Origin of the sequence: Mycobacterium malmoense (assembly GCF_019645855.1) — a bacterium.
In the GTDB taxonomy this organism is placed as follows: Bacteria; Actinomycetota; Actinomycetes; order Mycobacteriales; family Mycobacteriaceae; genus Mycobacterium; species Mycobacterium malmoense.
Window position 1 is genome coordinate 3360266 of record NZ_CP080999.1, and the last position, 25252, is coordinate 3385517.

23 protein-coding genes, 1 tRNA gene and 4 pseudogenes are annotated in these 25252 nt (G+C 67.6%); 7 read left to right on the forward strand and 21 right to left on the reverse strand.

Annotation, left to right across the window (positions count from 1 at the left end; translation table 11 throughout):
* Nucleotides 1–67: 67 nt before the first annotated feature.
* Nucleotides 68–277, forward strand: a pseudogene (locus tag K3U93_RS25510) (helix-turn-helix transcriptional regulator); the annotation flags it as partial.
* Between the two features lie 109 nt (nt 278–386).
* Here K3U93_RS25510 and K3U93_RS15585 read toward each other — a convergent pair.
* A tRNA-Asn gene (locus tag K3U93_RS15585) sits at nt 387–459 on the reverse strand.
* Between the two features lie 150 nt (nt 460–609).
* On the opposite strand from K3U93_RS15585, the gene K3U93_RS15590 reads away from it, so the two are divergent.
* Nucleotides 610–897: a hypothetical protein gene (locus tag K3U93_RS15590; protein ID WP_083010411.1), complete on the forward strand. Its 288-nt coding sequence runs from the start codon at nt 610–612 to the stop codon at nt 895–897.
* Here the strand turns inward: K3U93_RS15590 and dnaG are convergent.
* The 3 genes from dnaG to K3U93_RS15605 are packed head-to-tail and all read right to left on the reverse strand — an operon-like array spanning nt 872 to nt 4734.
* Entirely contained in the window at nt 872–2794 is a 1923-nt protein-coding gene (dnaG, locus tag K3U93_RS15595) for a DNA primase (RefSeq protein ID WP_083010410.1), read from the reverse strand. The genes K3U93_RS15590 and dnaG overlap by 26 nt on opposite strands.
* Nucleotides 2795–2826: 32 nt before the next feature.
* Nucleotides 2827–3429: a superoxide dismutase[Cu-Zn] gene (sodC, locus tag K3U93_RS15600; RefSeq protein WP_083010409.1), complete on the reverse strand. Its 603-nt coding sequence runs from the start codon at nt 3427–3429 to the stop codon at nt 2827–2829.
* Nucleotides 3430–3444: 15 nt separating this feature from the next.
* A complete protein-coding gene (locus K3U93_RS15605; RefSeq protein ID WP_083010408.1) occupies nt 3445–4734 on the reverse strand; it encodes a deoxyguanosinetriphosphate triphosphohydrolase in 1290 nt (429 codons plus the stop codon).
* A 135-nt stretch (nt 4735–4869) separates the two neighbouring features.
* Between K3U93_RS15605 and K3U93_RS15610 the strand changes: the two genes are divergently transcribed.
* Entirely contained in the window at nt 4870–6912 is a 2043-nt protein-coding gene (locus tag K3U93_RS15610; RefSeq protein WP_083010407.1) for a TPM domain-containing protein, read from the forward strand.
* 129 nt (nt 6913–7041) lie between these two features.
* Here K3U93_RS15610 and K3U93_RS15615 read toward each other — a convergent pair whose 3' ends face one another.
* The 5 genes from K3U93_RS15615 to K3U93_RS15635 all read right to left on the reverse strand — a co-directional run bounded on the left by K3U93_RS15615 (nt 7042) and on the right by K3U93_RS15635 (nt 12244).
* Nucleotides 7042–7326, reverse strand: a complete 285-nt coding sequence (locus K3U93_RS15615; protein ID WP_066914016.1) for a WXG100 family type VII secretion target — start codon at nt 7324–7326, stop codon at nt 7042–7044.
* 62 nt (nt 7327–7388) lie between these two features.
* Nucleotides 7389–7685, reverse strand: a complete 297-nt coding sequence (locus tag K3U93_RS15620; RefSeq protein ID WP_066914021.1) for a WXG100 family type VII secretion target — start codon at nt 7683–7685, stop codon at nt 7389–7391.
* A 125-nt stretch (nt 7686–7810) separates the two neighbouring features.
* Complete coding sequence (locus tag K3U93_RS15625) at nt 7811–8065, reverse strand: hypothetical protein (protein WP_083010476.1); 255 nt, start codon at nt 8063–8065, stop codon at nt 7811–7813.
* A gap of 675 nt (nt 8066–8740) precedes the next feature.
* Nucleotides 8741–9934 carry a PPE family protein gene (locus K3U93_RS15630; protein WP_071509401.1) on the reverse strand — a complete coding sequence of 398 codons (1194 nt, stop codon included), beginning with the start codon at nt 9932–9934 and terminating at the stop codon, nt 8741–8743.
* Nucleotides 9935–10852: 918 nt separating this feature from the next.
* Nucleotides 10853–12244 carry a glycine--tRNA ligase gene (locus K3U93_RS15635; protein WP_071509415.1) on the reverse strand — a complete coding sequence of 464 codons (1392 nt, stop codon included), beginning with the start codon at nt 12242–12244 and terminating at the stop codon, nt 10853–10855.
* Between the two features lie 199 nt (nt 12245–12443).
* Between K3U93_RS15635 and K3U93_RS15640 the strand changes: the two genes are divergently transcribed.
* Both K3U93_RS15640 and K3U93_RS15645 read left to right on the forward strand, forming a co-directional pair.
* The gene (locus tag K3U93_RS15640) at nt 12444–12863 is read left to right on the forward strand and encodes an ArsR/SmtB family transcription factor (RefSeq protein WP_071509400.1); all 420 of its coding nucleotides are present in this window, start codon (nt 12444–12446) and stop codon (nt 12861–12863) included.
* A 52-nt stretch (nt 12864–12915) separates the two neighbouring features.
* Nucleotides 12916–13308, forward strand: a complete 393-nt coding sequence (locus K3U93_RS15645) for a Fur family transcriptional regulator (RefSeq protein WP_071509399.1) — start codon at nt 12916–12918, stop codon at nt 13306–13308.
* 19 nt (nt 13309–13327) lie between these two features.
* Here the strand turns inward: K3U93_RS15645 and K3U93_RS15650 are convergent, their stop codons facing one another.
* The 3 genes from K3U93_RS15650 to recO are packed head-to-tail and all read right to left on the reverse strand — an operon-like array spanning nt 13328 to nt 15436.
* Nucleotides 13328–13756, reverse strand: coding sequence for a hypothetical protein (locus K3U93_RS15650; RefSeq protein ID WP_071509398.1), 429 nt, complete (start codon nt 13754–13756; stop codon nt 13328–13330).
* A complete protein-coding gene (locus tag K3U93_RS15655; RefSeq protein WP_083010406.1) occupies nt 13756–14646 on the reverse strand; it encodes a decaprenyl diphosphate synthase in 891 nt (296 codons plus the stop codon). The genes K3U93_RS15650 and K3U93_RS15655 overlap by 1 nt, the downstream gene beginning before the upstream one ends.
* Complete coding sequence (gene recO / locus K3U93_RS15660) at nt 14639–15436, reverse strand: DNA repair protein RecO (RefSeq protein ID WP_071509396.1); 798 nt, start codon at nt 15434–15436, stop codon at nt 14639–14641. Before recO ends, K3U93_RS15655 begins: the two co-directional genes overlap by 8 nt.
* 61 nt (nt 15437–15497) lie before the next feature.
* On the opposite strand from recO, the gene K3U93_RS15665 reads away from it, so the two are divergent.
* Both K3U93_RS15665 and K3U93_RS15670 read left to right on the forward strand, forming a co-directional pair.
* Nucleotides 15498–16994, forward strand: a complete 1497-nt coding sequence (locus K3U93_RS15665) for an amidase (protein WP_071509395.1) — start codon at nt 15498–15500, stop codon at nt 16992–16994.
* Nucleotides 16995–17034: 40 nt separating this feature from the next.
* Complete coding sequence (locus K3U93_RS15670; RefSeq protein WP_083010405.1) at nt 17035–18492, forward strand: aminotransferase class I/II-fold pyridoxal phosphate-dependent enzyme; 1458 nt, start codon at nt 17035–17037, stop codon at nt 18490–18492.
* Between the two features lie 11 nt (nt 18493–18503).
* Here the strand turns inward: K3U93_RS15670 and era are convergent, their stop codons facing one another.
* From era to K3U93_RS15705, 9 genes and pseudogenes are all read right to left on the reverse strand, one after another.
* Entirely contained in the window at nt 18504–19403 is a 900-nt protein-coding gene (gene era, locus K3U93_RS15675) for a GTPase Era (protein WP_083010404.1), read from the reverse strand.
* 108 nt (nt 19404–19511) lie between these two features.
* Nucleotides 19512–19853, reverse strand: coding sequence for a cytidine deaminase (locus tag K3U93_RS15680; protein WP_139796905.1), 342 nt, complete (start codon nt 19851–19853; stop codon nt 19512–19514).
* A complete protein-coding gene (locus K3U93_RS15685; RefSeq protein WP_083010402.1) occupies nt 19825–21129 on the reverse strand; it encodes a hemolysin family protein in 1305 nt (434 codons plus the stop codon). The genes K3U93_RS15680 and K3U93_RS15685 overlap by 29 nt, the downstream gene beginning before the upstream one ends.
* Nucleotides 21126–21659 carry an rRNA maturation RNase YbeY gene (ybeY, locus tag K3U93_RS15690; RefSeq protein WP_083010401.1) on the reverse strand — a complete coding sequence of 178 codons (534 nt, stop codon included), beginning with the start codon at nt 21657–21659 and terminating at the stop codon, nt 21126–21128. The genes K3U93_RS15685 and ybeY overlap by 4 nt, the downstream gene beginning before the upstream one ends.
* A gap of 19 nt (nt 21660–21678) precedes the next feature.
* Nucleotides 21679–22017: pseudogene (locus K3U93_RS24980) on the reverse strand (PhoH family protein); the annotation flags it as partial.
* A 297-nt stretch (nt 22018–22314) separates the two neighbouring features.
* Nucleotides 22315–23106, reverse strand: a pseudogene (locus K3U93_RS25705) (PhoH family protein); the annotation flags it as partial.
* Nucleotides 23095–23814 (reverse strand): annotated as a pseudogene (locus K3U93_RS24985) (PhoH family protein); the annotation flags it as partial. The pseudogenes K3U93_RS25705 and K3U93_RS24985, both read right to left, overlap by 12 nt.
* A 56-nt stretch (nt 23815–23870) precedes the next feature.
* Nucleotides 23871–24428, reverse strand: a complete 558-nt coding sequence (locus K3U93_RS15700; RefSeq protein WP_083010399.1) for a hypothetical protein — start codon at nt 24426–24428, stop codon at nt 23871–23873.
* A gap of 64 nt (nt 24429–24492) precedes the next feature.
* Nucleotides 24493–25251, reverse strand: a complete 759-nt coding sequence (locus K3U93_RS15705) for a 16S rRNA (uracil(1498)-N(3))-methyltransferase (protein WP_083010475.1) — start codon at nt 25249–25251, stop codon at nt 24493–24495.
* Nucleotide 25252 lies beyond the last annotated feature (1 nt).

The window sequence follows — 25252 nt, forward strand, 5'->3', positions numbered from 1 at the left end:
TCTGTTTAGGCTGGCTCGAGGCTGTCTAAGCTTGCCGAGGTTTACGCAGGTATGCCATAGTTTGCCTATGGCATCAGTAGACACCGGCTGGGTGATTCCCGAGTGGTCGTTCGGCGACCGCATTCGTAAGGTGCGCGTCAGTGTTGCCGGAATGACCCAGGCCGAGTTCGCAGACGCTATCGATGTCGGTGAGGCGTCCCTGGCACAGTGGGAAACGGATCGCGCAAAACCTCACGACATACGAGCGGTCACGCTGCGCATTCAAGAGGTGTTCGGAATTTCGGCGGCGTGGCTCATCGACGTGGACCAGCCGGGCCATAGGCCACACCACCCTCGGACGGGGGCCACGACGACGAAGGCGAGGCGCGGCGGCAAAGTTAAACAGGCTCCCCCGGGAGGACTCGAACCTCCAACCCTTCGGTTAACAGCCGAACGCTCTGCCAATTGAGCTACAGGGGATTAACCCGATCGCGGGACGACTCTAGCGTACTGGCATACCTGCACCCAACTAGAGGGACCGGCGATCGAGCCCCCAGCCAGAGGGATCGGGCGCGCGCACAACCGGCCGGGTGAGGCAGGATGGAGCCATCGATCGTCGGGAGGAACGCTTTGATCCGGTATGTCGTGGTGCTCGGACTGGGCTATCTGCTGGGTTCGAAGGCCGGACGTCGCAGATACGACCAGATCGTCGGCACCTATCGGGCGCTGACCAGCAGTCCCCTGGCCAAGTCGATGATCGAGGGCGGGCGTCGCAGGATCGCCAACCGGATCTCGCCCGACGCCGGGTTTGTGACCGTGGCCGAGATCGACGGCCAGACGGCCGTCCAGGAACGCGCGGAGCGCCCAGTGGAGCGGCCGGCCGGCGCGGCCCTCACACCGTCAGATCGTCGCCGCTAGCCTGCTCCAACAGGCTGCGCCGATACGCCTCCATGGCGACCAGGTCGCCGAACAGCGCGTGATAGTCGTCGCCTTGCTCGATGGGCGACATGCGCTGCAATTTGGACTTCACCTCGGCGATCTGCCGGCCCATCCAGACTTCCTGCATTCGGGCGAGCACGCCCGCGATGTAGCGCGGTAGCTTCTCCTCGTCGACGGCGATGGACTCCACCCCGAGTTCGCTGATCAGGCCCGCGGTCAGGGCCGACGTGGTTTGCTGGCGCACCGCCTCGATCCACTCCGCCCCGGCGACGCCGGTGGAGGTGCCACCGGCCGCGTCGATGGCCGCGCGGACGGCCGCGTATCCGGGGTGGGTGAAGCTCTCAACGGTCAGCGCGTCGAACACGGGGCCGGCCAGCGCCGGGTACTGCAGCGCCGACTTGAGCGCCTCGCGCTGTGGCCACAGGGTTGGGTCGCGCGGGTCGGGGCGGGCGGCGGCGGGCTCGGCCGGAGCCGCGGGAGCCGGCCGCTCGGCGACCCGGTGGCGGGCGGTGGATCCGGAGCCGCCCCGACTCGAGGGCTTGGACTTTTTGGCCTCGCGCCGCGCCCGGTCGATGACCTGCGCCACGTCGTCCCAACCGACCCAGCCGGCGAGTTGGCGGGCGTACTCGTCGCGCAGGGTGGGGTCCTTGATCTGGCCCACCATGGGCACGCAGCGGCGCAGCGCGGACACCCTGCCCTCGGCGCTGTCCAGGTCCGTCTCGGCAAGCGCGGTGCGAATCGCGAACTCAAACAACGGGGTTCGCCGGGCCACCAGGTCGCGCAGCGCGCCGTCGCCGGCCTTCAGGCGTAGGTCGCAGGGATCCATGCCGTCCGGGGCGACGGCGACGTAGGACTGCCCCGCCAGGTTCTGCTCGCCGTCGAAGGCCTTGAGCGCCGCGGCCCGGCCCGCCGTATCGCCGTCGAAGACGTAGATGAGTTCGCCGCGAAAGAAACTGTCGTCCATCATCAGCCTGCGCAGCATGGCCAGGTGATCGTCGCCGAACGCGGTGCCGCACGACGCGACGGCGGTGGTGACCCCGGCCAGATGCATCGCCATCACGTCGGTGTAGCCCTCAACGACAACCGCCTGGTGCCCCTTGGCGATATCGCGTTTGGCCAAGTCGATGCCGAACATCACCGACGACTTCTTGTACAGCAGCGTCTCGGGCGTGTTGATGTACTTGGCTTCCATCGGGTCGTCGTCGAATAACCGCCGCGCCCCGAACCCGATCACTTCGCCGGCCGATGTGCGGATGGGCCACAACAGCCGCCGGTGGAAGCGGTCGATCAGGCCGCGGCGCCCCTGGCGGGACAGGCCAGCCGCTTCCAGCTCTTTGAATTCGAAACCCTTGCGCTGCAAGTGTTTTGTCAGTGAATCCCAGCCGGACGGGGCGAATCCGCAGCCGAAACGACGAGCCGCCTCGTGGTCGAAATTCCGCTCCGCAAGGTACTGCCGGGCCGGCGCGGCCTCCCCGGACTCCAGCGTCGCCGCGTAGAACTCGGCCGCGGCCGCGTTGGCCGCGACGAGCCTGCTGCGGCTGCCGCGATCACGCTGCACGCTGGTGGCCGCGCCGGTGTAATTGATGGTGTGACCGATCCGGTCGGCGAGCAGTTCGACCGCCTCGACGAAGCTAACGTGTTCGATCTTCTGGACGAAGGCGTACACGTCGCCGCCCTCGCCACAGCCAAAGCAGTGGAAGTGGCCATGGTTGGGGCGGACATGAAACGACGGTGTTTTCTCGTTGTGGAACGGGCACAGCCCCTTGAGCGAGTCGACACCGGCGCGCCGCAATTGCACGTAGTCGCCGACGACTTCTTCGATGCGGACCCGCTCGCGGATGGCCGCGATATCACGATCGGGGATCCGGCCGGGCATCGGCTCAGTCTAGAGGCGCGGCCCCGGCCCGTTCAGCTGGCCGGGCCGATGACGCCGCATGCGATCCGTTCCATTGCGTTGTCGCTGTTTTCGGCGCCGTGGATCATCAATGCGGTCTTGTCGCCTGCCAGCAGCTCATCCCTGGTGAACGCATCGGTGGTGGTCACCAAATAGGCGGAGCCGTCCTGACGCACCTCGAGCGACGTCAGGTCGCCGCTTTCGGGCATCCCGGTATGCCCGGGCGCCTGGTAATGCCCACCGGCGGACAAGAAGTTGCCGGGCGGGCCACCGGTCGGGGCGACTGAGTTCGGTTCGCATTTGCCGATCGCGTGGACGTGCATGCCGTGAAAACCGGGCGCCAGGATTCCGGCGGCAACCGTCTTCACGGTGACGGTGGCGTAGCCGTTGGTGAAATCGAAGGTGGCCGTGGCCACTTGCCGGCCGTCGGCCGTATGCAACTGCGCCGTGAGCGATTCGCCGGCGGCCGGCGGGCTGGTGGTCGCCGACGCTGAACCGCTCTTGACCGGGGGCGTGGTGCCCGGCTGACTGCTCGGATGCTGAGGCGAACTGCATGCGCTCGCGGCCACGACAGGAAGCGAGAGCAGGACAGCGGCAACGGCGGTGAGTTTGGTCATTCCGGGAGCCTAACGCTAGTCGGTCGCCTGACGGGCATCGATGCGCTCGAGCCGTCCTTCGGTATAGGAAGCGATCTGGTCGACGATGACCCGTAGCCGGGCGCGGTCGTCGGCCGCGGTGGTGAACGCCGCCGCAAAGACCGGATCGAGCGTTCGCGGCGCCCCCGCGTAAAGCCAGTGCGCCACCCGGTGGATCCGTTCGCGCTGCCGGGCTTGGGTTTCCAGATGCCGCGGGTCGGACATGATGAACTGCAACGCCAGGATTTTCAGCAAGGCGACCTCGGCGCGCACCAGATCGGGCACCTGCAGGTCGGCCCGGTAGCGCACCAGCGGGCCGGGGCCGGCGACCGCCCGGGTGGTCGAGATGGCGGCGGAGGCGAACCTGCCCACCAATTCACTGGTCAGTCGCTTGAGCGCGACCGACGCTGCCAGCGTGGCGTCATATTTGCCGACGGCGGCGACCACCGGCAGGCCCGACAGGCGTCGCGCGGCCGCCGTCAAGTCGTCGGCGCTCACCCGGGAGAACTCGCTCTCCCCCAGCTTGGCCAGCGCGGCCGCCTCGTCCTCGTCGGCGAGCACCCGCAGGTCGATGCGCTGGGAGACCACGCCGTCCTCGACGTCGTGGACCGAATATGCGACATCGTCGGCCCAGTCCATCACCTGGGCTTCCAGGCATGTCCGATTGGCCGGCGCTCCCTGCCGAACCCAGGCCGCGGGCTCGCGGTCCTCGTCGTAGAAGCCGAACTTGCGTCTCCCGTTTCCACGCCCGTCACCGCGGGTCCACGGATATTTGGTGACGGAGTCCAGGGACGCGCGGGTCAGGTTCAGCCCCGCGCTGTTGCCTTGTGCATCAAGGACTTTGGGCTCAAGGCTGGTCAGGATCCGGAAATTCTGGGCATTACCCTCGAAGCCGCCCTGCGCGGCGGCGAACTCGTCGAGCGCGCGTTCGCCGTTGTGCCCGTAGGGCGGGTGCCCGATGTCGTGGGCCAGGCCGGCCAGCTCCACGAGGTCGAGGTCGCAGCCCAGCCCGACCGCCATTCCGCGCCCGATCTGGGCCACTTCCAGCGAGTGCGTCAACCGGGTGCGCGGAGTGTCACCCTCCCGCGGCCCGACGACCTGCGTCTTGTCGGCGAGCCGGCGCAGTGCCGCGCTGTGCAGTACCCGGGCCCGGTCCCGGGCGAAGTCGGTGCGGTGCTGAGCTTCTGTGCCCGGCAGACCGGCAGTCTTCGGCGCTTCGCGTACCCGCCGCTGGCGGTCGAAGTCGTCGTAGGGGTCGTGCTGATCCGTGTTCGCCTCCTTGGTCACCGCAGCACAGTCTGCCAGGCAACGGCGCCCACTCCCCAGCTGCTCGGTCGGGCGCCCGCGGCGTAAACCGACGACGCCCGAGGAGAAGGACGGTGCCGGACGATCAACGGACGTGCTTGCGCTTTAAATTGACGTATGCGCACCACTCGTCTGCTTGGCGTGATCCTGACGATCCTGGCGGGTCTGGGCTGGGGGCTGCTGCTGGCACCGCCGGCCGGCGCGCAACCACCGTTCCGGCTGGCGGATTACGTCACCGACGACGCGGGCGTGCTGTCGAACACCGGTCGCGCCGCGGTCACGTCGGCCGTCGACGAGCTGTACGCCGATCGCCACATCCGGCTGTGGGTGGTCTACGTCGACGACTTCTCCGGGCAGGGCGCACAGGACTGGGCGAGGCGCACCATAAGCACCAGCGACCTAGGCGACCACGACGCGCTGCTGGCCGTGGCCACCACCGGCCGCGCGTACGCCTTCCTGGTGCCGTCCGCCATCAAGAGCGTCACCGCGAGTCGGGTCGAGGAGCTGCGGCGCAACAAGATCGAACCCGCGCTGCACGACGGGGACTGGAGCGGTGCCGCGGTTGCGGCGGCCACCGGGCTCGACAGATCGCCCCGCTCGTCGGGTCGAGTGGTGCTGCTCGCCGCGCTGGGCGTCATCGTCGTCGCCGTCGTGGTCCTGCTGGTTGTGCAGCGCTATCGCCGCCGGCGACGGCGTGCCGCCGCGTTGGCCGCGGCCCGGCGCGTCGACCCCACCGACGCGGATGCGCTGGCCGCCGTGCCGCTGGAGGCTCTCGACGGCCTGTCACGCTCGATGGTGGTGGAGGTCGACAACGCGGTGCGCACCAGTTCCAACGAGCTCACGCTGGCAATCGACGAGTTCGGCGAAGAGCGCACCCAACCCTTTATCCAGGCGGTGAACAGCGCCAAAGCGGCTCTGTCCCAAGCGTTTACCGCGCGTCATCAGCTTGACGACAGCACATCCGAGACGCCGGCGCTGGGGGCACGCCCTCACAACTGGGAGGTACCCCCACCCGCTGACGGCGGACGCCGGGAGCTGCTGACGCGGGTGATCGTGTCGGCGGCGCGCGCCGACCGCGAACTCGCTTCCCAGACCGAGGCATTCGAAAAGCTGCGCGAGCTGGTCATCAACGCCCCGTCGCGGTTGGACGCGCTGACCGAGCAGTATGTCGAGCTCACCACCCGCATCGCCCCGGCGGAACAGCGGCTGGCCGAGCTGCGCAACGAATTCGACGCCACGGCACTGACTTCGGTGTCCGGCAATATCGCGGGCGCCAACGAGAGGCTGGCGTTCGCCGACCGCAACATCGGCTCCGCCCGCGATCTGGTCGCCGCTCAGGGCGGCCAGCAGACCGCGTTGGTGGACGCGGTGCGCGCCGCCGAGTCGGCGCTCGGGCAAGCCCGTGCGCTGCTGGACGCCATCGACAACGCGGCCGGGGACATCAAGCACGCCGTCGCCGCGTTGCCGTCGGTCATCGACGACATCCAGGCGGGCATCAAGCGCGCCGATGAGCAACTGCAAAGGGCGCCGGGCGCCGGCCATGCCGCCGAGCTGAGAGCGGCGCGCGACGCCGCGATCGGGGCCCTGGACTCCGCGCGCAGCACCGGCGGCGGCCCCACCGACCCGCTCGGCGCGTTTGCCCGGCTCACCAAGGCCGACGCCGACCTCGACCGGGTCCTGGCCGGCGTGGCCCAAGAGCAGGCGAACGCCGAGCGGCTCAACCGCTCGTTCGAGCAGGCGTTGTTCACCGCGGAGTCGCGGGTCCGCGGCGTCTCGGAGTACATCGACGCCCGTCGGGGCGGCATCGGAGCCGAGGCCCGCACCCGCCTGGCCGAAGCCAAACGGCACCTGGAGGCCGCACAAGACAAGAGAGCGACCAACCTGACCGAGGCGATCGCCCACGCCAACACGGCCTCGACGCTGGCCGCCAACGCGCAGGCGCTGGCCAACGCCGACATGCAATCGGCTCAGCGCGCCTACGCCCGCCGCGGCGGCAGCGACACCGGCGCGATGATCGGCGGGATCATCCTCGGCGACCTCCTCAGTGGGGGCATGCGGGGCGGGTTTGGCGGCTGGAGCCCGACGTCGTTCGGCGGCTCGTCGGGGTCATCGGGAGGCCCGTCCGACGGCGGCTTCATGGGTGGCGGCGGCCGATTCTGAGCCGGCTTGACGGCATGTAGGCCTAAAACACGACCACCCCCGGTAGCAGGTACCCGGGGGTGGTCGTGCGCTATTCGACGGGGCGGGCGGCGCACCGGATGCCGGCGCGCCGCCGCTGACCGATCTTTTCTAGGCCCAGCTGGAGCCGACGGCGCTGTCGGTGCTGGCCATGTTGCTGCCGGCGGACTGCACCTTTTGCCCGTGGGCGTTGGCCTGCTCGTAGATCACCTGAAAGTTGCGGCCCAACTGGGTGATGAACTCCTGGCAGGCCACCGACCCCGAGCCACCCCAAAAGTCCCCAGCGGCCAGCACATCACGAACGATGGCCTGGTGCTCGGCCTCCAACGAAGCCGCCTGGGCACGAATGGTGGCGCCATGGGCGTCCACATCGCCGAACTGGTAATTGATTGTCATCGAACCCGATCTCCTTAATTCGTAAAAGTTTTGTGTGGCAACGGCTTTCGCCGCACTTGAGGTTAGCTGCCGAGGATCTGCTGGGAGGCCTGCTCTTGCTGCTCGTAGTTGTTGGCGTCGCGGATCAACCCGTCGCGCACCCCATGCAACATGTTCACGATGTTGCGAAACGCCTGATTCATCTGACCCATGGTGTCGTACGAAGTCGCCTGGGCCTGCCCGCTCCAACCCGCGCCAGCGATGTTCATCGACGACGCCCACATCTTGCGAGCCTCGTCCTCCACCGTCTGAGCATGCACCTCAAAACGACCCGCCATCGCCCGCATCTCGTGCGGATCGGTCATAAAACGTGTTGCCATGTTGCCTTTCTCCTTCTGGACTAATTACCTGGACTTGTCTACACAGATTGACTGTCGTAACGGCCGGCCGTGGGGGCACCGGAGCCGCCGATCACGCGTGAAACACCTACAGTCTTTCCCCCTCTCTAACCGGCCGCCGGAGAATGCGGTATCACGCTGCTCGTCCGCGGCATGTCGAAGCGAGGTTCGGCTTCGCCCTGCCACTCGCTCCATTCGGCCCACTCATCCATGCCCTCGGTGGCCGCCACCTCGGGGCTGACCCCGTCGGCCGCCTTGTCGCCGGCATCGGCGCCCTCTTCCGGCTCCGGCGCCCAGTGGTCATAGTCGTCGGGCGGAACGGCCACACCCCACTTGAGCGGAACCGATAGGCCGCCGAGCATGCCCGACTCACCCCGAATCGCCGACACCGCATCGTCCGGCAGCGGCGAACTAAGAGGCAAAAGCATGCTGCCCCCTTCCACAGCCGATCTCCACACACTCCGACTCGGTGGTGAATCAATCACCACCAAGCACTCCGCATCGTAAGTCAATCCTGAGGACAATATCCGGGATTTACCGATTTCGCTTGCCGTAGGGCCCGCGGGCAACCACGGGCGGAACCGATGAGGGATCCTGGCTAGCGCGGTGCGCCCTACGTGGCCGCGACCACGCGGTTGACCTGCGCCTTGAGGTGCGCCCGTACAGCGTTTCGATGCGAGCGTAAGCCTTTTCGGTCGCCGGACCGGCCATGCACGTCAAAGCCCCGGCGCCGGTAGCGGCCAACTCGGCGAAAATTCGCGACGGGACATTCCGTCGACGAGTCGCCGGTCGCCGCGCCCTTCCGTGAAGTCCCGTTTTCGGGTCGCGGCGTATTCCGGCGGCGATCAGCCGGTGCTCATTTTCTTTATCGTGATCCGGGGTTTGCTCGAGCAATTCGGCCGGTCCAAGTTCTTTTGTGCACTCGTTGGGCCGCGGCGTCGTTTTCTTCGAATCCCAGTGAATTCATTTCGGTCGTCGCCGTGCGCCGGCGAGCGGCCGCATGCCGCCTGCGGCCTTGATCGCGCCGCCGCCCCGACCTATCCGACCCCGGTGCGCGGCACCACGCTGGGCCGCGACTGCACGACGTGGTTGGGGCTGGCCCCGCCGCGGCCCAACATCCCGCCGGGCATCCCAGCGCCGGCTCCCATGCCACCCATCGGCATCGGCATCATCGGCATGCCGCCCGTCGGCGCCCCGGCCGCCGGGGCGGCGCCGACCATCTCTCCTCCGACCCCCGACATCGCCCCACTTACCATCCGAGCCGGGGCCGACCCCTGCCAGGTCTGCGGCACGGACATCGCACCGACCAACCGCGCCTTACCCAAGCCCGCCGACGCGCCCAGGGCCCCCAGCCCGCCGGCGCCGCCCAGCGGATTCGTGGGCACAGCGTTGCCAACGAACTTCGGAGCGTCGGCGGCCAAATTCGTGGCGCTGGCCAGGGCCGGATGTGCACTCATGCCGGCCTGGGCCGCCATCATGATCGGCGACATCATCATGCTCGCGGGATACATGCCGATCTGGGCCACCGACGTCAGTGACGACAGTGGCACCACCGACGCCAGCGACGACACCTGCGACACCGCAGGCGTAACCGCCGCCACCACCGGAGCGGCCAATGCAGCCCCTGCCGTCGACGCCAGGCTGGCAGCCTCCGACGTCACACTGGACAGCGGCGTCGTCAGCAGCCCCGTCAAGCCTGCCAGGCTCACCGGCGGCAAACTAAACGCCGGCAATGCCGACGCCACCGATGTCGCCCCGGCCTGATAACCCAGCATCGCGGCCACGTCTTGGGCCCACATCTCCATGTACTCGAACTCGGTAGCCGCGATCGCCGGCGTGTTCTGACCCAAAATGTTCGTCGCGATCAACGCCAACAGCTGCACACGATTCGCCGCCACCGCCGGAGTAGGCACCGTCGCCGTCAGGGCCGACTCGAACGCCGTTGCCGCTGCCCGGGCCTGAGACGCCGCAGTCTCGGCCTGCGCCGCGGCCGTGCTCAGCCACCCCACGTACGGTGTCGCCGCCGCCGCCATGGCCGCCGACGACGGGCCCGCCCACGGCCCATTGACCAACCCGGTGACCACGGAGTTAAAAGACGACGCGGCAGCCGACAAGTCTGACGCCAGCCCGTCCCACGCCGATGCGGCCACGAACAGCGGCCCCGAACCCGCGCCGGCGAACATCAACGCCGAGTTGATCTCGGGAGGAAAGAACGTAAAAGCAGGAACCATCACAACCCCAACACATCCAGCCGCGTCAACGGCTCCGACAAGCGCTCAACCCAACACCGACCTGTGGCGGCTAGCCACCTGCTTACCGCCACGGCTGGATCGTAAGGCAATCGCGGCCCGAAAATCGGTACTTTCGTTAAATGATTTCCCAGAATCGGGCAGCGACGGGTGGGACACGATCACCTGACTCGGTTTACCGGACAAGTGTCCAGACGACCTAGCCGGGCAACGTTAAGAAGCTGTTAAAAATCTGGACATGCCATGTCAGCTTTCTTCGGAGCCGGGCCATGCCTGGGGTGAGCGATTTTTGGCTTGCCTAGTGACCTTACGGAAAGAGTAGCCGGCGGTGTCGCCCGCCGACGTTTTCCGAGGCGGGGCGGTGTCAAAATCACCCGCAATGCCCCGCAATGCATAGAACAAAGTTTTGGGAAGAAACCTGAAAGCGGATTGCCGAAGGCGAGCACGTCGGAGTGGCCGTTCCGGCAGCCCAGCGTCGTTGACGGCCACGTTCTGACAACCCGAGTTGTCAATGGCCCGACTCACGGATCCCGAGTTGGCTGGGTTGACACGCGTGGCGCTGGGATCGGTGGATCCGCCGCTGTTGTTTGGCGTGTCGAAAATGCCAAATTGTCGGCGTCGGAGTTTGCGAAGCCGGTGTTGTTGCTGAACCTGTTCCGAAGGCGTTCCAAAGCCCGTATTGACGATATGCGAGTTCACGAAGCCCGCGCCGCGGCTGCCGGAGTTATAGAAGCGATATCTTCCGCATCGGGGTTAAATGAATCGACGTCGCCGTTGCCCGAATTCAGGCCGGCAAACCAAACCGATTGTCGTCGGTTAGCACAAATGTCGATATTGCCGTTTGCCGGAGTTATTGCTCGCCGGAATTCGCGCTACCGACGTTGTCTCCGTTGCCCAGGCCTAGCAGCCCTTGAGCCGCGCCGCCAGGTACTCGGCCACGGCATTCATCGCGACTCGCTCCTGCCTCATGTCGTCGCGCTCGCGCACGGTCACGGCGTCGTCCTCTAGCGACTCGAAATCCACCGTCAGGCAAAAAGGCGTCCCGACCTCGTCCTGGCGCCGATAGCGCCGCCCGATGGCGCCGGCGTCGTCGAAGTCGACATTCCAGCATTTGCGCAACTCGGCGGCCAAGTCACGAGCCTTGGGACTCAAATCGGCGTGCCGGGACAGCGGCAGCACCGCGACCTTGACCGGCGCCAGCCGGGGATCCAGCCGAAGCACCGTGCGCTTTTCCATCCCGCCCTTGGCGTTGGGGGCTTGGTCCTCGACGTAGGCGTCGATCAAGAACGCCATGAACGACCGGGTCAGACCGGCCGCCGGTTCTATCACATACGGGAAGTACCGCGTGTCGGTGGCTTGATCGTAGAACGACAGGTCGACGCCGGAATGGCTTGAGTGCGTTGATAAGTCGAAATCGGTTCGGTTGGCGACACCTTCCAGCTCGCCCCACGGGTTGCCGACGAAGCCGAACTTGTACTCGATGTCGACGGTGCGGTCGGAATAGTGGGACAACTTGTCCTTGGGATGCTCGTAGAGCCGCAGGTTCTCCGGATTGATGCCGAGATCGGTGTACCACTGCAGCCGGGTGTCGATCCAATACTGGTGCCACTGTGGAGCGGTCGACGGTTCGACGAAGAACTCCATTTCCATCTGCTCGAATTCGCGGGTGCGGAAGATGAAGTTGCCCGGGGTGATCTCGTTGCGAAAACTCTTGCCGATCTGCCCGATGCCGAACGGCGGCTTGCGGCGCGCGGTCGTCACCACGTTGGCGAAGTTGATGAAGATGCCCTGCGCGGTCTCCGGACGCAAATAGTGCAGCCCCTCCTCGGTCTCGATGGGCCCGAGGTATGTCTTGAGCATCATGTTGAACTCGCGGGGCTCGGTCCACTGCCCGGGCTCGCCGGTGTCCGGGTCGCGGATGTCGGCCAGCCCGTTGGGCGGCGGATGCCCGTGTTTGGCTTCGTAGGCCTCGATGAGATGGTCGGCGCGGTAGCGCTTGTGGGTGATCAACGACTCGACCAGCGGGTCGTGGAACACCTCGACGTGGCCGGAGGCCACCCACACCTGCCGCGGCAGGATGATCGACGAATCGATTCCGACGACGTCGTCGCGGCCGGTGACCACCGAGCGCCACCACTGCCGTTTGATGTTCTCCTTGAGTTCCACCCCCAGCGGGCCGTAATCCCACGCCGATTTCGTGCCGCCGTAGATCTCGCCCGAGGGATAGACGAAGCCCCGCCGTTTGGCCAGGTTGACAACGGTGTCGATGACAGACGCCACGGGGCGGTGCACTCCCTTTCCGGATCGGGCAGACTCGTGCGGCGGCGAACCGCCGCTCGCCAAAACATCAGTCATGGTATCGACCACCGCCAGGTTCTTTGACATGCATCATCATGCATGTGACAGTGGAAGGCGGCCGATCGTGATTCCGACAGTGGACGCTCGATCAACGCTCCAACTACCCGGCACTTCTCAAGGTGATGACTCTTCCATGGTGATGTCCTCCTCAACGCCGACCACCGCCGACGGCGAGACGAGATCGGACGCGAGCGTGGTAGCCCACGAGCATGGCCGAGCTGGGTCCGCGGAACACTCCGCGTTCCCCGAATATCCCGTCCCGCCGTCGCGGGAGATCCTCGACGCCGCCGGCGAGCTGCTGCGCGCGCTGGCCGCACCCGTGCGGATCGCCATCGTGCTGCAGTTGCGCGAGTCCCACCGCTGCGTACACGAACTGGTCGACGCGCTCGGCGTGCCGCAGCCGCTGGTCAGCCAGCACCTGAAGATCCTCAAGGCGGCCGGCGTGGTCGCCGGGGAGCGCTCCGGCCGGGAAGTGCTGTACCGGCTCGCCGACCACCACCTCGCCCACATCGTCATCGACGCCGTCGCCCACGCCGGCGAGGACACGCCATGACCCGCGCCGGCGTGGGAATGCCGCCCGCTTGCGGGGAAGAGGAGCGGCGCCAATGACGGGTGCCAGCGTCCGTTCCACCCGTCAGCGGGCGGCGATTTCCACGCTGTTGGAGACGCTCGACGAGTTCCGCTCGGCCCAGGAGCTGCATGACGAGCTGCGGCGCCGCGGCGATAGCATCGGCCTGACCACCGTCTACCGGACGCTGCAGTCGATGGCGGCGGCGGGATTGGTCGACACGCTGCGCACCGACACCGGCGAGTCGGTCTACCGCAGGTGCTCGGATCATCATCACCACCACCTGGTGTGCCGCCGCTGTGGTTCCACCGTCGAGATCGGCGGCCACGAGGTCGAGGAGTGGGCGGCGCAGGTGGCCGCCAAGCATGGCTTCTCCGACGTCAGCCACACCATCGAGATCTTCGGAACGTGCTCGGACTGCGCGTCCTGAAGACGGCCCGGCATCGAAATCAACCCATTAGCGCGCGACGTATGTCGGCTCCGGTATCGAGCACCAGCAGGATCAGGGTGCGCAGGGCGTCGTCGGTCAGGCCGCCCCCGGGAAAGTTGTAGCGCAGCATGACGTCCGCGGTTTTAGACGCACCCTTGCCCGAGTTGCGTTGCACGGCCTTCTGATTGGCCTTCTCGAGCAGCGTCACGCTGCCAAAGTTGCTCTCCCGCGCCCGCTTGGCGACCTGGTCACCGATCTTCTTGGTCAGCGGCAGGTCCCACGCCAAGATCTGGGTCAGCGACACCAGGTCGAGGCCTTCGGCGATGTTCACCACCCGCAACGAGGCCAACGTGCCGTTATGGCGCACCGTCAGCGCGCCGTCGGGTTCCTCCTCGACGGCAAGGACGTCGCGGAGTATCGGTGCCAGGCGCTCCTGCAGCGACGGCACTAGGCGCTCCCGAACCGTCGATCGCGGGACGCGTATTCCTCGCAGGCCGCCCACAGGTCGCGGCGGTCGTAGTCGGGCCACAGCTTGTCCTGAAAGACGTATTCGGCGTAGGCGGCCTGCCACAGCATGAAATTGCTGGACCGATGCTCGCCCGAGGTGCGCAGCAAGAGATCCACGTCCGGGATGTCGGGCCGCTGCAGGTGCCGGGCGACCGTGTCCTCGGTGATCCGCTCCGGGTTGAGCCTGCCCGACGCGGACAAACGAGCGATTTCCCTTGTGGCTTCGGCGATTTCGGTGCGGCCTCCGTAGTTGACGCAGTAGTTGACGGTGATGACGTCGTTGCGCGCCGTCATCTTCTCCGCGATCACCAATTCGTTGATGACGCTGCGCCACAGGCGCGGCCGGGAGCCTACCCACCGGATCCGGACCCCGAGCTCGTTCAGGTTCACGCGTCGCATCCGCACCACGTCGCGGTTGAACCCCATCAGGAAGCGGACTTCGTCGGGAGAACGCTTCCAGTTCTCGGTGGAAAAGGCGTAAAGGCTGAGCCACTTGACCCCGAGTTCGATTGCGCCGCAAACGATATCGATGACAACCGCCTCGCCCGCCTTATGGCCGTCGGTGCGGCTGAGCCCGCGCTGGGTGGCCCAGCGGCCGTTGCCGTCCATCACGATGGCGACGTGAGCGGGCAGCCGATCGGCCGGAATCCGCGGCGCGGCCGCCTTCGACGGATGCTGCGGCGGGCGGCGCGGGCCGCCGCCGGGCGACGGCGGCAGCTCCGGGAACGCGACGGGCCAGGTCGACTTGTCCGGAAAGGTCGGGTAGTCGACGGGCGCGGGGGGCAGCTGAGGAAAGTCGGTTGACTTCGGCTTCCGCGCGTTGCTAGCCACAGGCCGTATCCTGCCCGATCGGCGCCGCGCGCCGTTCGGCGATCGTGCGGTCGGCCCGATACGTCCGCTCTACCAGCGGCAACGTTTTGAGCTGTCGCTCCAGATGCCATTGCAGGTGCGCGGCCACCAACCCGCTGACGTGGCTGCGGTGCGATTGTGGCGCCCCTTCGGCGGCCTCCCAATCGCCGTCGTGCAGCGCGGACATCAGATCCAGCACACCCAGCGGCGGTGTGGTCGAACCGGCCGGGCGGCAGTGCGCGCAGACGCTGCCCCCGGCGGCGACGTGAAACGCCCGATGCGGACCGGGCGTGGCGCAGCGGGCGCACTCGGTCAGCGCCGGCGCCCACCCGGCGATGCCCATGGCACGCAGCAGATAGGCGTCCAACAGCAGGTCACGGGGCCGGTGCCCGTCGGCCACCGCTCGCAGCGCGCCCACCGTGAGCCGGTGCAGCGCCGGGGCCGGCGCCCGCTCCTCACCGGCGAGGCGTTCGGCGGTTTCCAGCATCGCGCACCCACAGGTGTACCGGCCGTAGTCGCTGACGATGTCGGTGGCGAACGCGTCGATGGAGACGACCTGGGTGACGATGTCGAGGTTGCGGCCGGGGTGCAGTTGCACGTCGATGTGCGCGAACGGCTCCAGCCGCGCGCCGAATTTGCTGCGGGTACGGCGGACACCCTTGGCCACCGCGCGAACCAGCCCGTGATCGCGGGTCAGCAGGGTGACGATCCGGTCGGCTTCGCCGAGCTTGTGCTGGCGCAGCACCACCGCCCGGTCTCGATACAGCCGCATCTCAATAGTTTTGCACCCCGCCGCGACATCGCTGGTATCCGCGCCGATAGTCTCGTACCCCGTGGTTGGCGCTTTTGGGGCCCTTTCCGGCTCGGGTTCCGGGTCCGGCGGCCGGCGCCTGCCGACGCTGACTGACCTGCTCTACCAGCTGGCCAGCCGCGCGGTAACCTCCGACACGCTGGTGCGCCGTTCCCTGCACGCCATCCATACGAGCCAGTCCACCCTGAACGCGTTCCGGGTGGTGCTCACCGAGTCGGCGCTGGCCGACGCGGCGGAGGCCGACCGGCGCCGGGCGGCCGGGGACACCGCCCCGTTGCTGGGCATCCCGATCGCGGTCAAAGACGACGTCGACGTTGCTGGGGTGCCCACCGCGTTCGGTAGCGAGGGGTATGTCGCGCCCGCCACCCACGACGCCGAGGTGGTTCGCCGGCTGAAGGCGGCCGGCGCGGTGATCGTCGGCAAGACCAACGCCTGCGAACTGGGTCAGTGGCCGTTCACCAGCGGACCCGGATTCGGACACACCCGCAACCCCTGGTCGCGCCGGCACACCCCGGGCGGATCGTCGGGCGGAAGCGCGGCCGCGGTGGCCGCGGGCCTGGTCACGGCGGCGATCGGCTCCGACGGCGCGGGTAGCATCCGCATCCCCGCCGCGTGGACGCATCTGGTGGGCATCAAGCCGCAGCGCGGCCGCATCTCCACCTGGCCGTTGCCGGAGCCGTTCAACGGCATCACCGTCAACGGCGTGCTGGCCCGCACGGTGGCCGACGCGGCGCTGGTGCTCGACGCCGCGTCCGGCAACGCGGAGGGCGACCGGCACAAACCGCCCCCGATCACGGCGTCCGACTATGTCGGGAAGGCGCCCGGACCGCTGAACATCGCGCTGTCAACCAGGTTCCCCTACACGGGTTTTCGGCCCAAACTGCACCCCGAAATCCTCGCCGCGACCCGGGCCGTGGGCAAGCAACTCGAGCTGCTCGGCCACACCGTGGTGCCCGGCAACCCCGACTACGGGCTGCGGTTGTCGTGGGACTTTCTCGCCCGGTCCACCGCGGGCCTGCGGGACTGGGAGGAGCGGCTGGGTGACGGGGTCATCCTGGACCCCCGCACGCTGGCCAATCTGCGCATGGGCCACGTGCTGGGACAGGCGATCCTGCGCAGCGCACGCCGCCACGAAACCGCCGACCAGCGTCGGGTCGGCTCGATCTTCGACATCGTCGACGTGGTGCTGGCGCCGACCACCGCGCAGCCACCGCCGTTGGCGCGCGCCTTCGACCGGTTGGGCAGCTTCGGCACCGACCGCGCCATGATCGCCGCGTGCCCATTGACCTTTCCGTGGAACGTGCTGGGCTGGCCGTCGATCAACGTGCCGGCCGGGTTCACCTCGGAAGGCCTGCCCATCGGTGTGCAGCTGATGGGTCCGGCGAACAGCGAGGGCATGCTGATCTCGCTGGCCGCGGAGCTGGAGGCCGTGTGCGGCTGGTCGACCAAGCAGCCACCGGTGTGGTGGAACGCCGGCACCGACACGCCGCCCGCCGGCGCGCCGCCGCCGCGCCGCTGATGCCGGCGTTAGGCCGCGACAACGCGGGTACCCGTTCGGGATGGACCAATCCGATGCTCCGCTGCTTCATGCGCTGACCGACTACCGCGACAAGAACCGGTACGGGTTCACGCCGCCGGGCCACCGGCAGGGCCGCGGCACCGACGACCGGGTCCTGGCGGTGCTGGGCCGTGAACCGTTCCTCGACGACGTGCTGGCCAGCGGCGGGCTGGACAACCGCAGGACCAGCAACAAGTACCTGAAGCGCGCGGAGGACCTCATGGCCGAGGCGGTGGGTGCCGACTTCGCATGGTTCTCCACGTGCGGCAGCTCGCTGTCGGTGAAGGCGGCGATGATGGCCGTAGCCGGTGGTGACGGCGGCCTGCTGTTGGGCCGGGACAGCCACAAGTCCATCGTGGCGGGCCTGATTTTCTCCGGCGTGCAGCCTCACTGGATCACGCCCCGCTGGGACGCCGAGCATCACTTTTCGCATCCGCCCTCACCGCGGCAGGTGGAGCGGACGTGGGAAAGGCATCCCGACGCCGCCGGTGCGCTCGTCGTGAGCCCCAGCCCGTATGGCACCTGCGCCGACATCGCCGGAATCGCCGAGGTCTGCCACGCTCGTGGCAAGCCGCTGATCATCGACGAGGCGTGGGGCGCGCACCTGCCGTTTCATGAGGACCTGCCGACCTGGGCGATGGATGCCGGCGCGGACATCTGCGTCGTGAGCGTGCACAAGATGGGTGCCGGTTTCGAACAGGGCTCCGTGTTTCACGTGCAGGGCGATCTCATCGACCGGGACCGCCTTTCGGCCTGCGCGGATCTGCTGATGACCACCAGCCCCAACGTCCTGGTCTATGCCGCGATGGACGGATGGCGGCGGCAGATGGTCGAGCACGGTCACGAATTGCTCGGTGCCGCACTGGATTTGGCGAGTCAGCTGCGCGAGGACATCGAACTCATCCCGGATGTGCAGGTGCTCAACGACGAGCTGCTCGGCGTGCAGGCATCCCATGACCTGGACCGGTTGCAGGTGATGATGGACGTCTCGGCCACCGGCACCTCGGGCTATCAGGCCGCCGACTGGCTGCGCGCGTACGCCCATATCGACGTCGGGATGAGCGATCATCGCCGCATCCTGGCGACCCTGTCCTTCGCCGACGACAAGACCACCGCGGGCCGCCTGACCGAGGCGCTGTGGGCGTGGCGCAAGGCGGCCAACGACCTCGACCGGCCGTCGCGAATCGACCTGCCGTCGCCCGAGCAGCTGCAACTAGAAACCGTTTGCCTGCCGCGTGACGCGTTCTTCGGACGCGTCGAGGCGGTGCCGTCGCATCGTGCCGCGGGACGTGTTGCCGCCGAACAGGTCACGCCGTACCCGCCCGGCATTCCCGCCGTCGTGCCCGGCGAGCGCCTCAACGACGCCGTGCTGGACTACGTTTGCTCGGGTGTGCGCGCCGGCATGAACATCCCCGACGCGGCGGATCCGTCGCTGCGGACCATCCGGGTGCTGGTGTGAGGCCGTGAGCGCTAAAAACCAAGCCGGCCAAGCTGTTTGGGGTCGCTCTGCCAATTTTTGGCGACCTTGACACGCAGGTCGAGGTAGACCTTGGTGCCCAGCAGTTTCTCGATCTGGGCGCGCGCGGCGGTGCCCACCTCCCGCAGCCGCGCGCCGCGCTTGCCGATGACGATGCCCTTCTGGCTGTCCCGCTCGACGTAGAGGATGGCGTGCACGTCGATGAGGTCATCCCGGCCCTCACGCGGGTTGACCTCGTCGATCACCACCGCCAGCGAATGCGGCAGCTCGTCGCGCACTCCCTCCAGGGCAGCCTCGCGGATGAGCTCGGCCATCAAAACCTCCTCGGGCTCGTCGGTCAGCTCACCGTCGGGGTAATAGGCCGGGCCTTCGGGCAGCGCCGCGGCCAGCACGTCGACCAGCACGTCGACCTGCGCGCCGGTTGCCGCCGACACCGGAACGATTTCGGCGGAATCGCCGACCAGCTCGCTGACCGCGACCAGCTGCGCGGCCACCCGGTCTTTGGGCACCTTGTCGATCTTGGTGACGATGACTACAAGCTTGGTCCTGGGAGCGACCGCGCGAACCTGGTCGACGATCCACCGGTCGCCCGGGCCGATCGCCTCGTCGGCCGGGATGCACAACCCGATCACGTCGACCTCGGCATAGGTGTCGCGGACCAGGTCGTTGAGCCGCTTGCCCAGCAGCGTGCGCGGCCGGTGCAGGCCGGGGGTGTCGACCAGGATGATCTGGAAGTTCTCCCGGTGCACGATCCCGCGAATGGTGTGCCGGGTGGTCTGCGGCCGCGTCGAGGTGATCGCCACCTTGGCGCCGACGAGCGCGTTGGTCAGCGTCGACTTGCCGGTGTTCGGCCGGCCGACCAAACACACGAAGCCCGAACGGAATTCAGCCATGGCACCCGACGGCGATGCGTGAGGTGGAGTTGGGCGGTCGGCCTATCGCCGAGCGTGCACACAGGGCGACTTTTGCGCGGATTTCTCGCCATGAGTGCACGTTCGGCGTCATACCAGGTTCCCGGCGCGGTCGGTGACGATGATCGGGGCCGTCGGAGACAGTTCGCGCACCGCGGCGATCCCGGGATCGTCGGCGGACGCCGCCACCAGGACGGCGGCCTCCAACCCGGTCGCCCCGCTGGACGCGGCCGCGGCCACCGCAGCCTGCAAACCGGTCAGCTTCAGCGTCGACAAGTCCACCGGCGCGGCCGCATACGTGCGGCCGTCGGCGTCCCGGACCGCGGCGCCGCTGCCGGCGTCGGCGCGGGCCATCGCGGCCCGCGCCAGCACCACCAGCTTGGCGTCCTCGGCGTCCAGCCGCTCAGCCATGATGATCGGCCTCCCCACCATTGGACTCGGGGCCGGCCGGGCTCAACAAAACGGTGTTGATCCGTACCCGCCCCCGGTGATCCGGGCCGCCCTCCGCGCGCAGCCGCAAGCCATGCGACACCACCTCGGCGCCCGGCAGCGGAACCCGGCCCAATTCCAGACCCAGCAGACCGCCCACGGTATCGACGTCGAGATCGTCGTCGAACTCCACGCCGTACAGCTCACCGACGTCTTCGATCGGCAGCCGCGCCGACACCCGAAAACGTTTGTCGCCCAGGTCTTCTACCGGGGCCGTTTCCGCCTCGTCGTACTCGTCGGCGATCTCGCCGACGATTTCTTCGAGCACGTCTTCGATGCTGACCAGGCCGGCTATCGCCCCGTACTCGTCGACGAGCAGGGCCATGTGGTTGCGGTCGCGCTGCATTTCCCGCAGCAGCGCGTCCAGCGGCTTGGAGTCCGGCACGAACACCGCCGGGCGCATCACCTGTGACACCTTGGTGTCGCGGCCGCCGTCGGGCGATAGGAACGTCTGCTGGACAAGGTCTTTCAGGTACACGACCCCGACGATGTCGTCGACGTTCTCGCCGATCACCGGGATGCGGGAATGGCCGCTGCGCACGGCCAGGTTCGTCGCCTGGCTGGCGAACTTGTCGCTTTCGATCCAGATCATCTCGGTGCGCGGCACCATCACCTCGCGGGCCGGGGTATCACCGAGCTCGAAGACCGACTGGATCATCCGGCGCTCGTCGGCGGCGACCACGCCGCGCTGCTGGGCCAGATCGACGACCTCGCGCAGTTCGATCTCGGAGGCGAACGGGCCGTTCCGCAGGCCCCGGCCCGGTGTGAGCGCGTTGCCCAGGACCACCAGCAACCGGCTGATCGGCATCAACAACCACGAAATACCGCGCAGCGGAAGGGCCGTCGTCAACGAAATCGAATAGGCGTGCTGGCGGCCGAGGGTGCGCGGGCCCACGCCGATGACGACGAAGCTGGTCACCACCATGATGGTCGCGGCGCCGAACAACGCCCAGTTCATGCCGAGGTTGTCGTAGAGGAACACCACCAGCAGTACGGTCGCGGTGATCTCGCAGATGATGCGCAGCAGCACGACCAGGTTGATGTAGCGGGGCCGCTCGGTCATCACCCGCAGCAGCGACACCGCGCCGGGCCGCTCGTCGCGCACCAGCTCCTGCACCCGGGCCAGCGACACCGTGCTGATGGCGGCGTCGATCGCCGCGAAAAGCCCGCCCAGAGCGATCAGGGCGATCGCGCCGAGCAGCTGAGACAGTCCGGTCAATGGTCGAAATACCTTGACTTGTCCAGCAACCGGCGGTCGCGTTCCTCCTGGCGGTCCTGGTGGTAGGCCTCGACCTGTTCGGCGACCCACTCTTCGAGCAGCCGGTCCTGCAGGGCGAACATCTCTTTTTCCTCGGCCGGCTCGCCGTGGTCGTAGCCGAGCAGATGCAGCACTCCGTGAATCGTCAACAGCGCCAACTCATGTCCGAGGCTGTGGCCGGCCGCGGCGGCCTGTTCCGCGGCGAATTCCGGGCACAGCACGATGTCGCCCAGCATCGACGGCCCCGGCTCGGGGGCGTCGGGCCGGCCGCCGGGCTCGAGCTCGTCCATCGGAAAGCTCATCACGTCGGTCGGCCCGGGCAGGTCCATCCAGCGCATGTGCAGGTCGGCCATGGCCGCGGTGTCCAGTAGCACCATCGACAGCTCGGCGGCCGGGTTGACGTCCATTCTGGCGATGACAAACCTTGCGACGCTGACCAATTCGGCCTCGGAGACGTCAACGCCCGACTCGTTGGATACCTCAATGGTCATAGCTTGCTCACCACGCCCATCATCGGCGACCGCGGGAGCTCGCGGCCCGCCGAGCCGCCCGGTTCATCCCCGAGCCGGGCTCCTCGTACCTGGCGTAGGCGTCGACGATCTCCGAGACCAGCCGGTGGCGCACCACGTCCACGCTGGTCAGCTCCGCGATGTGGATGTCATCGACACTCTCGAGGATGTCGATCGCCGAGCGCAGGCCGGATCTGGCGCCGCCGGGAAGGTCGATCTGGGTGATGTCGCCGGTGACAACGACTTTCGACCCGAAGCCCAGCCGGGTGAGGAACATCTTCATCTGCTCGGCGGTGGTGTTCTGCGCCTCGTCGAGGACGATGAACGCGGAATTCAACGTGTTGTGTGTCAGCAAAAAGTCTTCAGTGACATACAAAGAATCCGCTGCCGCGACCTGAACGCACACCGCTTCTTCGGTTCCGGCGGGCTCAATGCGGTCAACGAAACGCATCGGTCGGCCGCCGCCCACCTCGTCGTACTTCGCCGCCTTCCGGGCTAGCCGGAACGGCACTATCCCGTCAGGCAAACGGATGTCTAGGGCGTGGGCATCGGATCGGTGATGCACGTCGCGGCCGCGGGCAAGTCCCGGCTTGCGACCCACAGCCAGTCGGGTGCGCTGGTAGACAATACCGCCGAGCGACTGAACCAGGAACACCACATCATCACGGAGTCGATCGGATACCGTCACCAACTGGATGCGGCAAGTTCGCCCCTTCTGAGTGACCGGACCTCCATCGGAATCCAACAGACCCTGCAACACCGCCAACCGCACATCTGGCGAGTTGAACAGGTAATCCGCGGGGATGAACTTGGTGTTCGACCGTGTTCCCGCCAGACCGAGTCGACGCAAGGCACCCGTCACCGGGTTCTCTCGAGCGGTGACATGACCGAGACCGGCGGCGCGGTTCAGGATGTAGTCGACCTCCGTTTTGCGTCGTACTTCGATTCCGGGAATGAGCTCGCCCAGCGCACTGGCCAACTCGGGATCGGTCGTCGCGAAACTCGGCGTCGTCGCACATGTAAGACATCCGTTGCCCAGGAGCAGACCGAGCGCGTACGGATCAATCGGCACTGGGCGCGCGGCGAAGGTCACCGGGGCGCTCAACGTCGGTAGTTCGTAGCGGTGAGAATGCGCCGCGCGAAGGTTGCCGATCATCTCCTTGGTCTGCAGCACGCGTGCGGGTTTGCCTCGCCGCCTGTCCGCTCGTGTGTACACCGACCACAAATGATCACCCGACGCGAGCGTCGAGGAACCGTCCTGAGTAAAAACCCGGTAGATCTCCTTGAAGCCCTGCGGATAGACACCCGAGACTTCCGTGGGACGCCCGTCCGACCCGATCACGAAATCCCCGACCCGTAATTCGCCGATCGGACGGAAACCGTTGGGCGTCAATACTTTAGTGAATACCGGCTGGGCCCTTCCCCGCATGTATGCCAGCGGCGCCACCTCGATGACCCCGGCCGACATCAGCTTCGGGATCAGCTCGGGATCCATCATGTCGTACAGCGCGTCGTACAGCGGGCGCAGGTAGGGGTCGATCTTCTCGCTCAGCGTGCCCGGCAAAAAGCCAAGGCGCTCACCGGCTTCCACCGCCGGGCGGGTCAAGATGATCCGGCTTACCTGCTTGGTCTGCAGCGCGTGGACGGCCTTGGCCATGGCCAGGTAGGTCTTTCCGGTGCCGGCCGGGCCGACGCCGAAGACGATCGTGTTGGCGTCGATGGCGTCGACGTAACGCTTCTGGTTCAGCGTCTTGGGCCGGATCGTGGTGCCACGGCGCGACAAGATGTCCAGGGTGAGCACCTCGGCCGGTGACTCGTTGCCGGTGCCGACCAGCATGGCGACGCTGTGACGGACCACCTCCGGCGTCAACGGCTGGCCGCCGCCCACGATGGCGACCAGCTCGGAGATCACCCGCTCCGCGAGCGCGACGTCGGCCGGCTCACCGGAGAGGGTCACGGCGTTGCCGCGCACATGCAGGTCGGCGTTCAGGGTGCGTTCCAGCGCGCGCAGATTTTCGTCTGCCGAACCCAGTAGGCCCATGACGAGATCGGGCGGAACGTCGATGCTGCTGCGAACCTGAGCGTTGGCCTGTTGGCCTCCGGCTGCATCAGCAGCGCTGGTTTCGCGGGGCGTCACGTGGTTTTCGATGCCTGCTTTCTCGGCTTGTCAGGGGTTTGCTCGGCCGCCTCAGTCTACGCCGGGGGCACGGGTTGGTCAGCTTTCAGCTGCGTATTCGACGGCTGGTCCTTGCCCAGCACCTTGTGGGCCTGGGCGGCGCCGGTGACGGGCAGCGAGGTGCCGTCGAGCAGGCCGACCTGCACCAGCAGACAGGCCTGGTCCCAGTAGATCCGTTCGTAGGCGACCTTGGGCGTATCGGAGTCCACGTCGAACCCCATCACGACCACCACCGGCAGCTTGACGGCGCGCCCGGTGGGCGAGACGCCGGGAAGGAATGTCGGCATCGGTACGTCGTGCGTGAACGACATGATCATCTCGTCGACGACGCGGTCGGCGCCGACGGTGCGACAGACCGGGATGATCGCGGTGTCGGCGGGCCAGTGCCCGATGAAGTGCTCGCGGTAGAAGTCGGCCACCTCGTCCGCGCCGACGCCGCCCATCATCGTGGGCACGTGGTTGACGAAGGGGTGCGCGGTCATCGTCGCCATGGTGGCGGCGACGTCCTTGGCGACGAACTCGTCGGCGACATGCTCGTCGAAGAGCGCGCTCAAATCGTGGGCAGCCTCGGCCATCAGCAGAAGATAACTCCGCGAGCCTGTAATCGTGCAGGGAAAGTTCGAGTGCGGGCCTGCAGATTTACAGGCTCGACGAATGTTCCCAGCGCGGGGTCAGCACGCCCAGCGCGCCCAAGGCCACCGCGGCGGCGGTCGACGTCCGCAGCACCTGCGGGCCGAGGCGGACCGCGACCGCGCCCGCCTCGGTCAACGCGGCGGCCTCCTCCGGCGCGATGCCGCCCTCGGGCCCGACCACCAGGAACACCGAATCCGCTTGGGCAACATGGCACTCCGCGAGCCGATCGGTCGCCGACTCGTGCAAGGCCAGCACCGCCGTCCCGGCCGCCACCTCGTCGCGGACCCGCTGGATCAGCGCCGCGGTGGATAGCACGGCCTCCACCGGCGGGATGTGCGCCCGGCGGGATTGCCGGGCGGCCGAACGGGCGGCCGCACGCCACTTGCGCAGACCCTTGTCGACCCGGGCACCTTCCCAGGTGGCCACACAGCGGGCCGCCTGCCAGGCCAGGAACGCGTCGGCGCCGGCCTCGGTGGCCAATTCGATTGCCAACTCCGAACGTTCGGACTTGGGCAATGCCTGCACCACCGTGACCGCTGGGCGACCGGGCGCGACGCTCCACCGTCCCAGCACCCGCGCCTGCAGCCCGCCGCGCCCCGCATGCTCGACCCGGCAGCGGGCCAGCCCACCGGCGCCGTCGCCGAGCACCAGCTGTTCGCCGGGCCGGATGCGCCGCACGGTGGCGGCGTGGAAACCCTCGTCGCCGTCGACGACGGCCAGCGCGCCGGGATCGGGCAGTGCGTCAACGTAGAACAGCTTGGATATT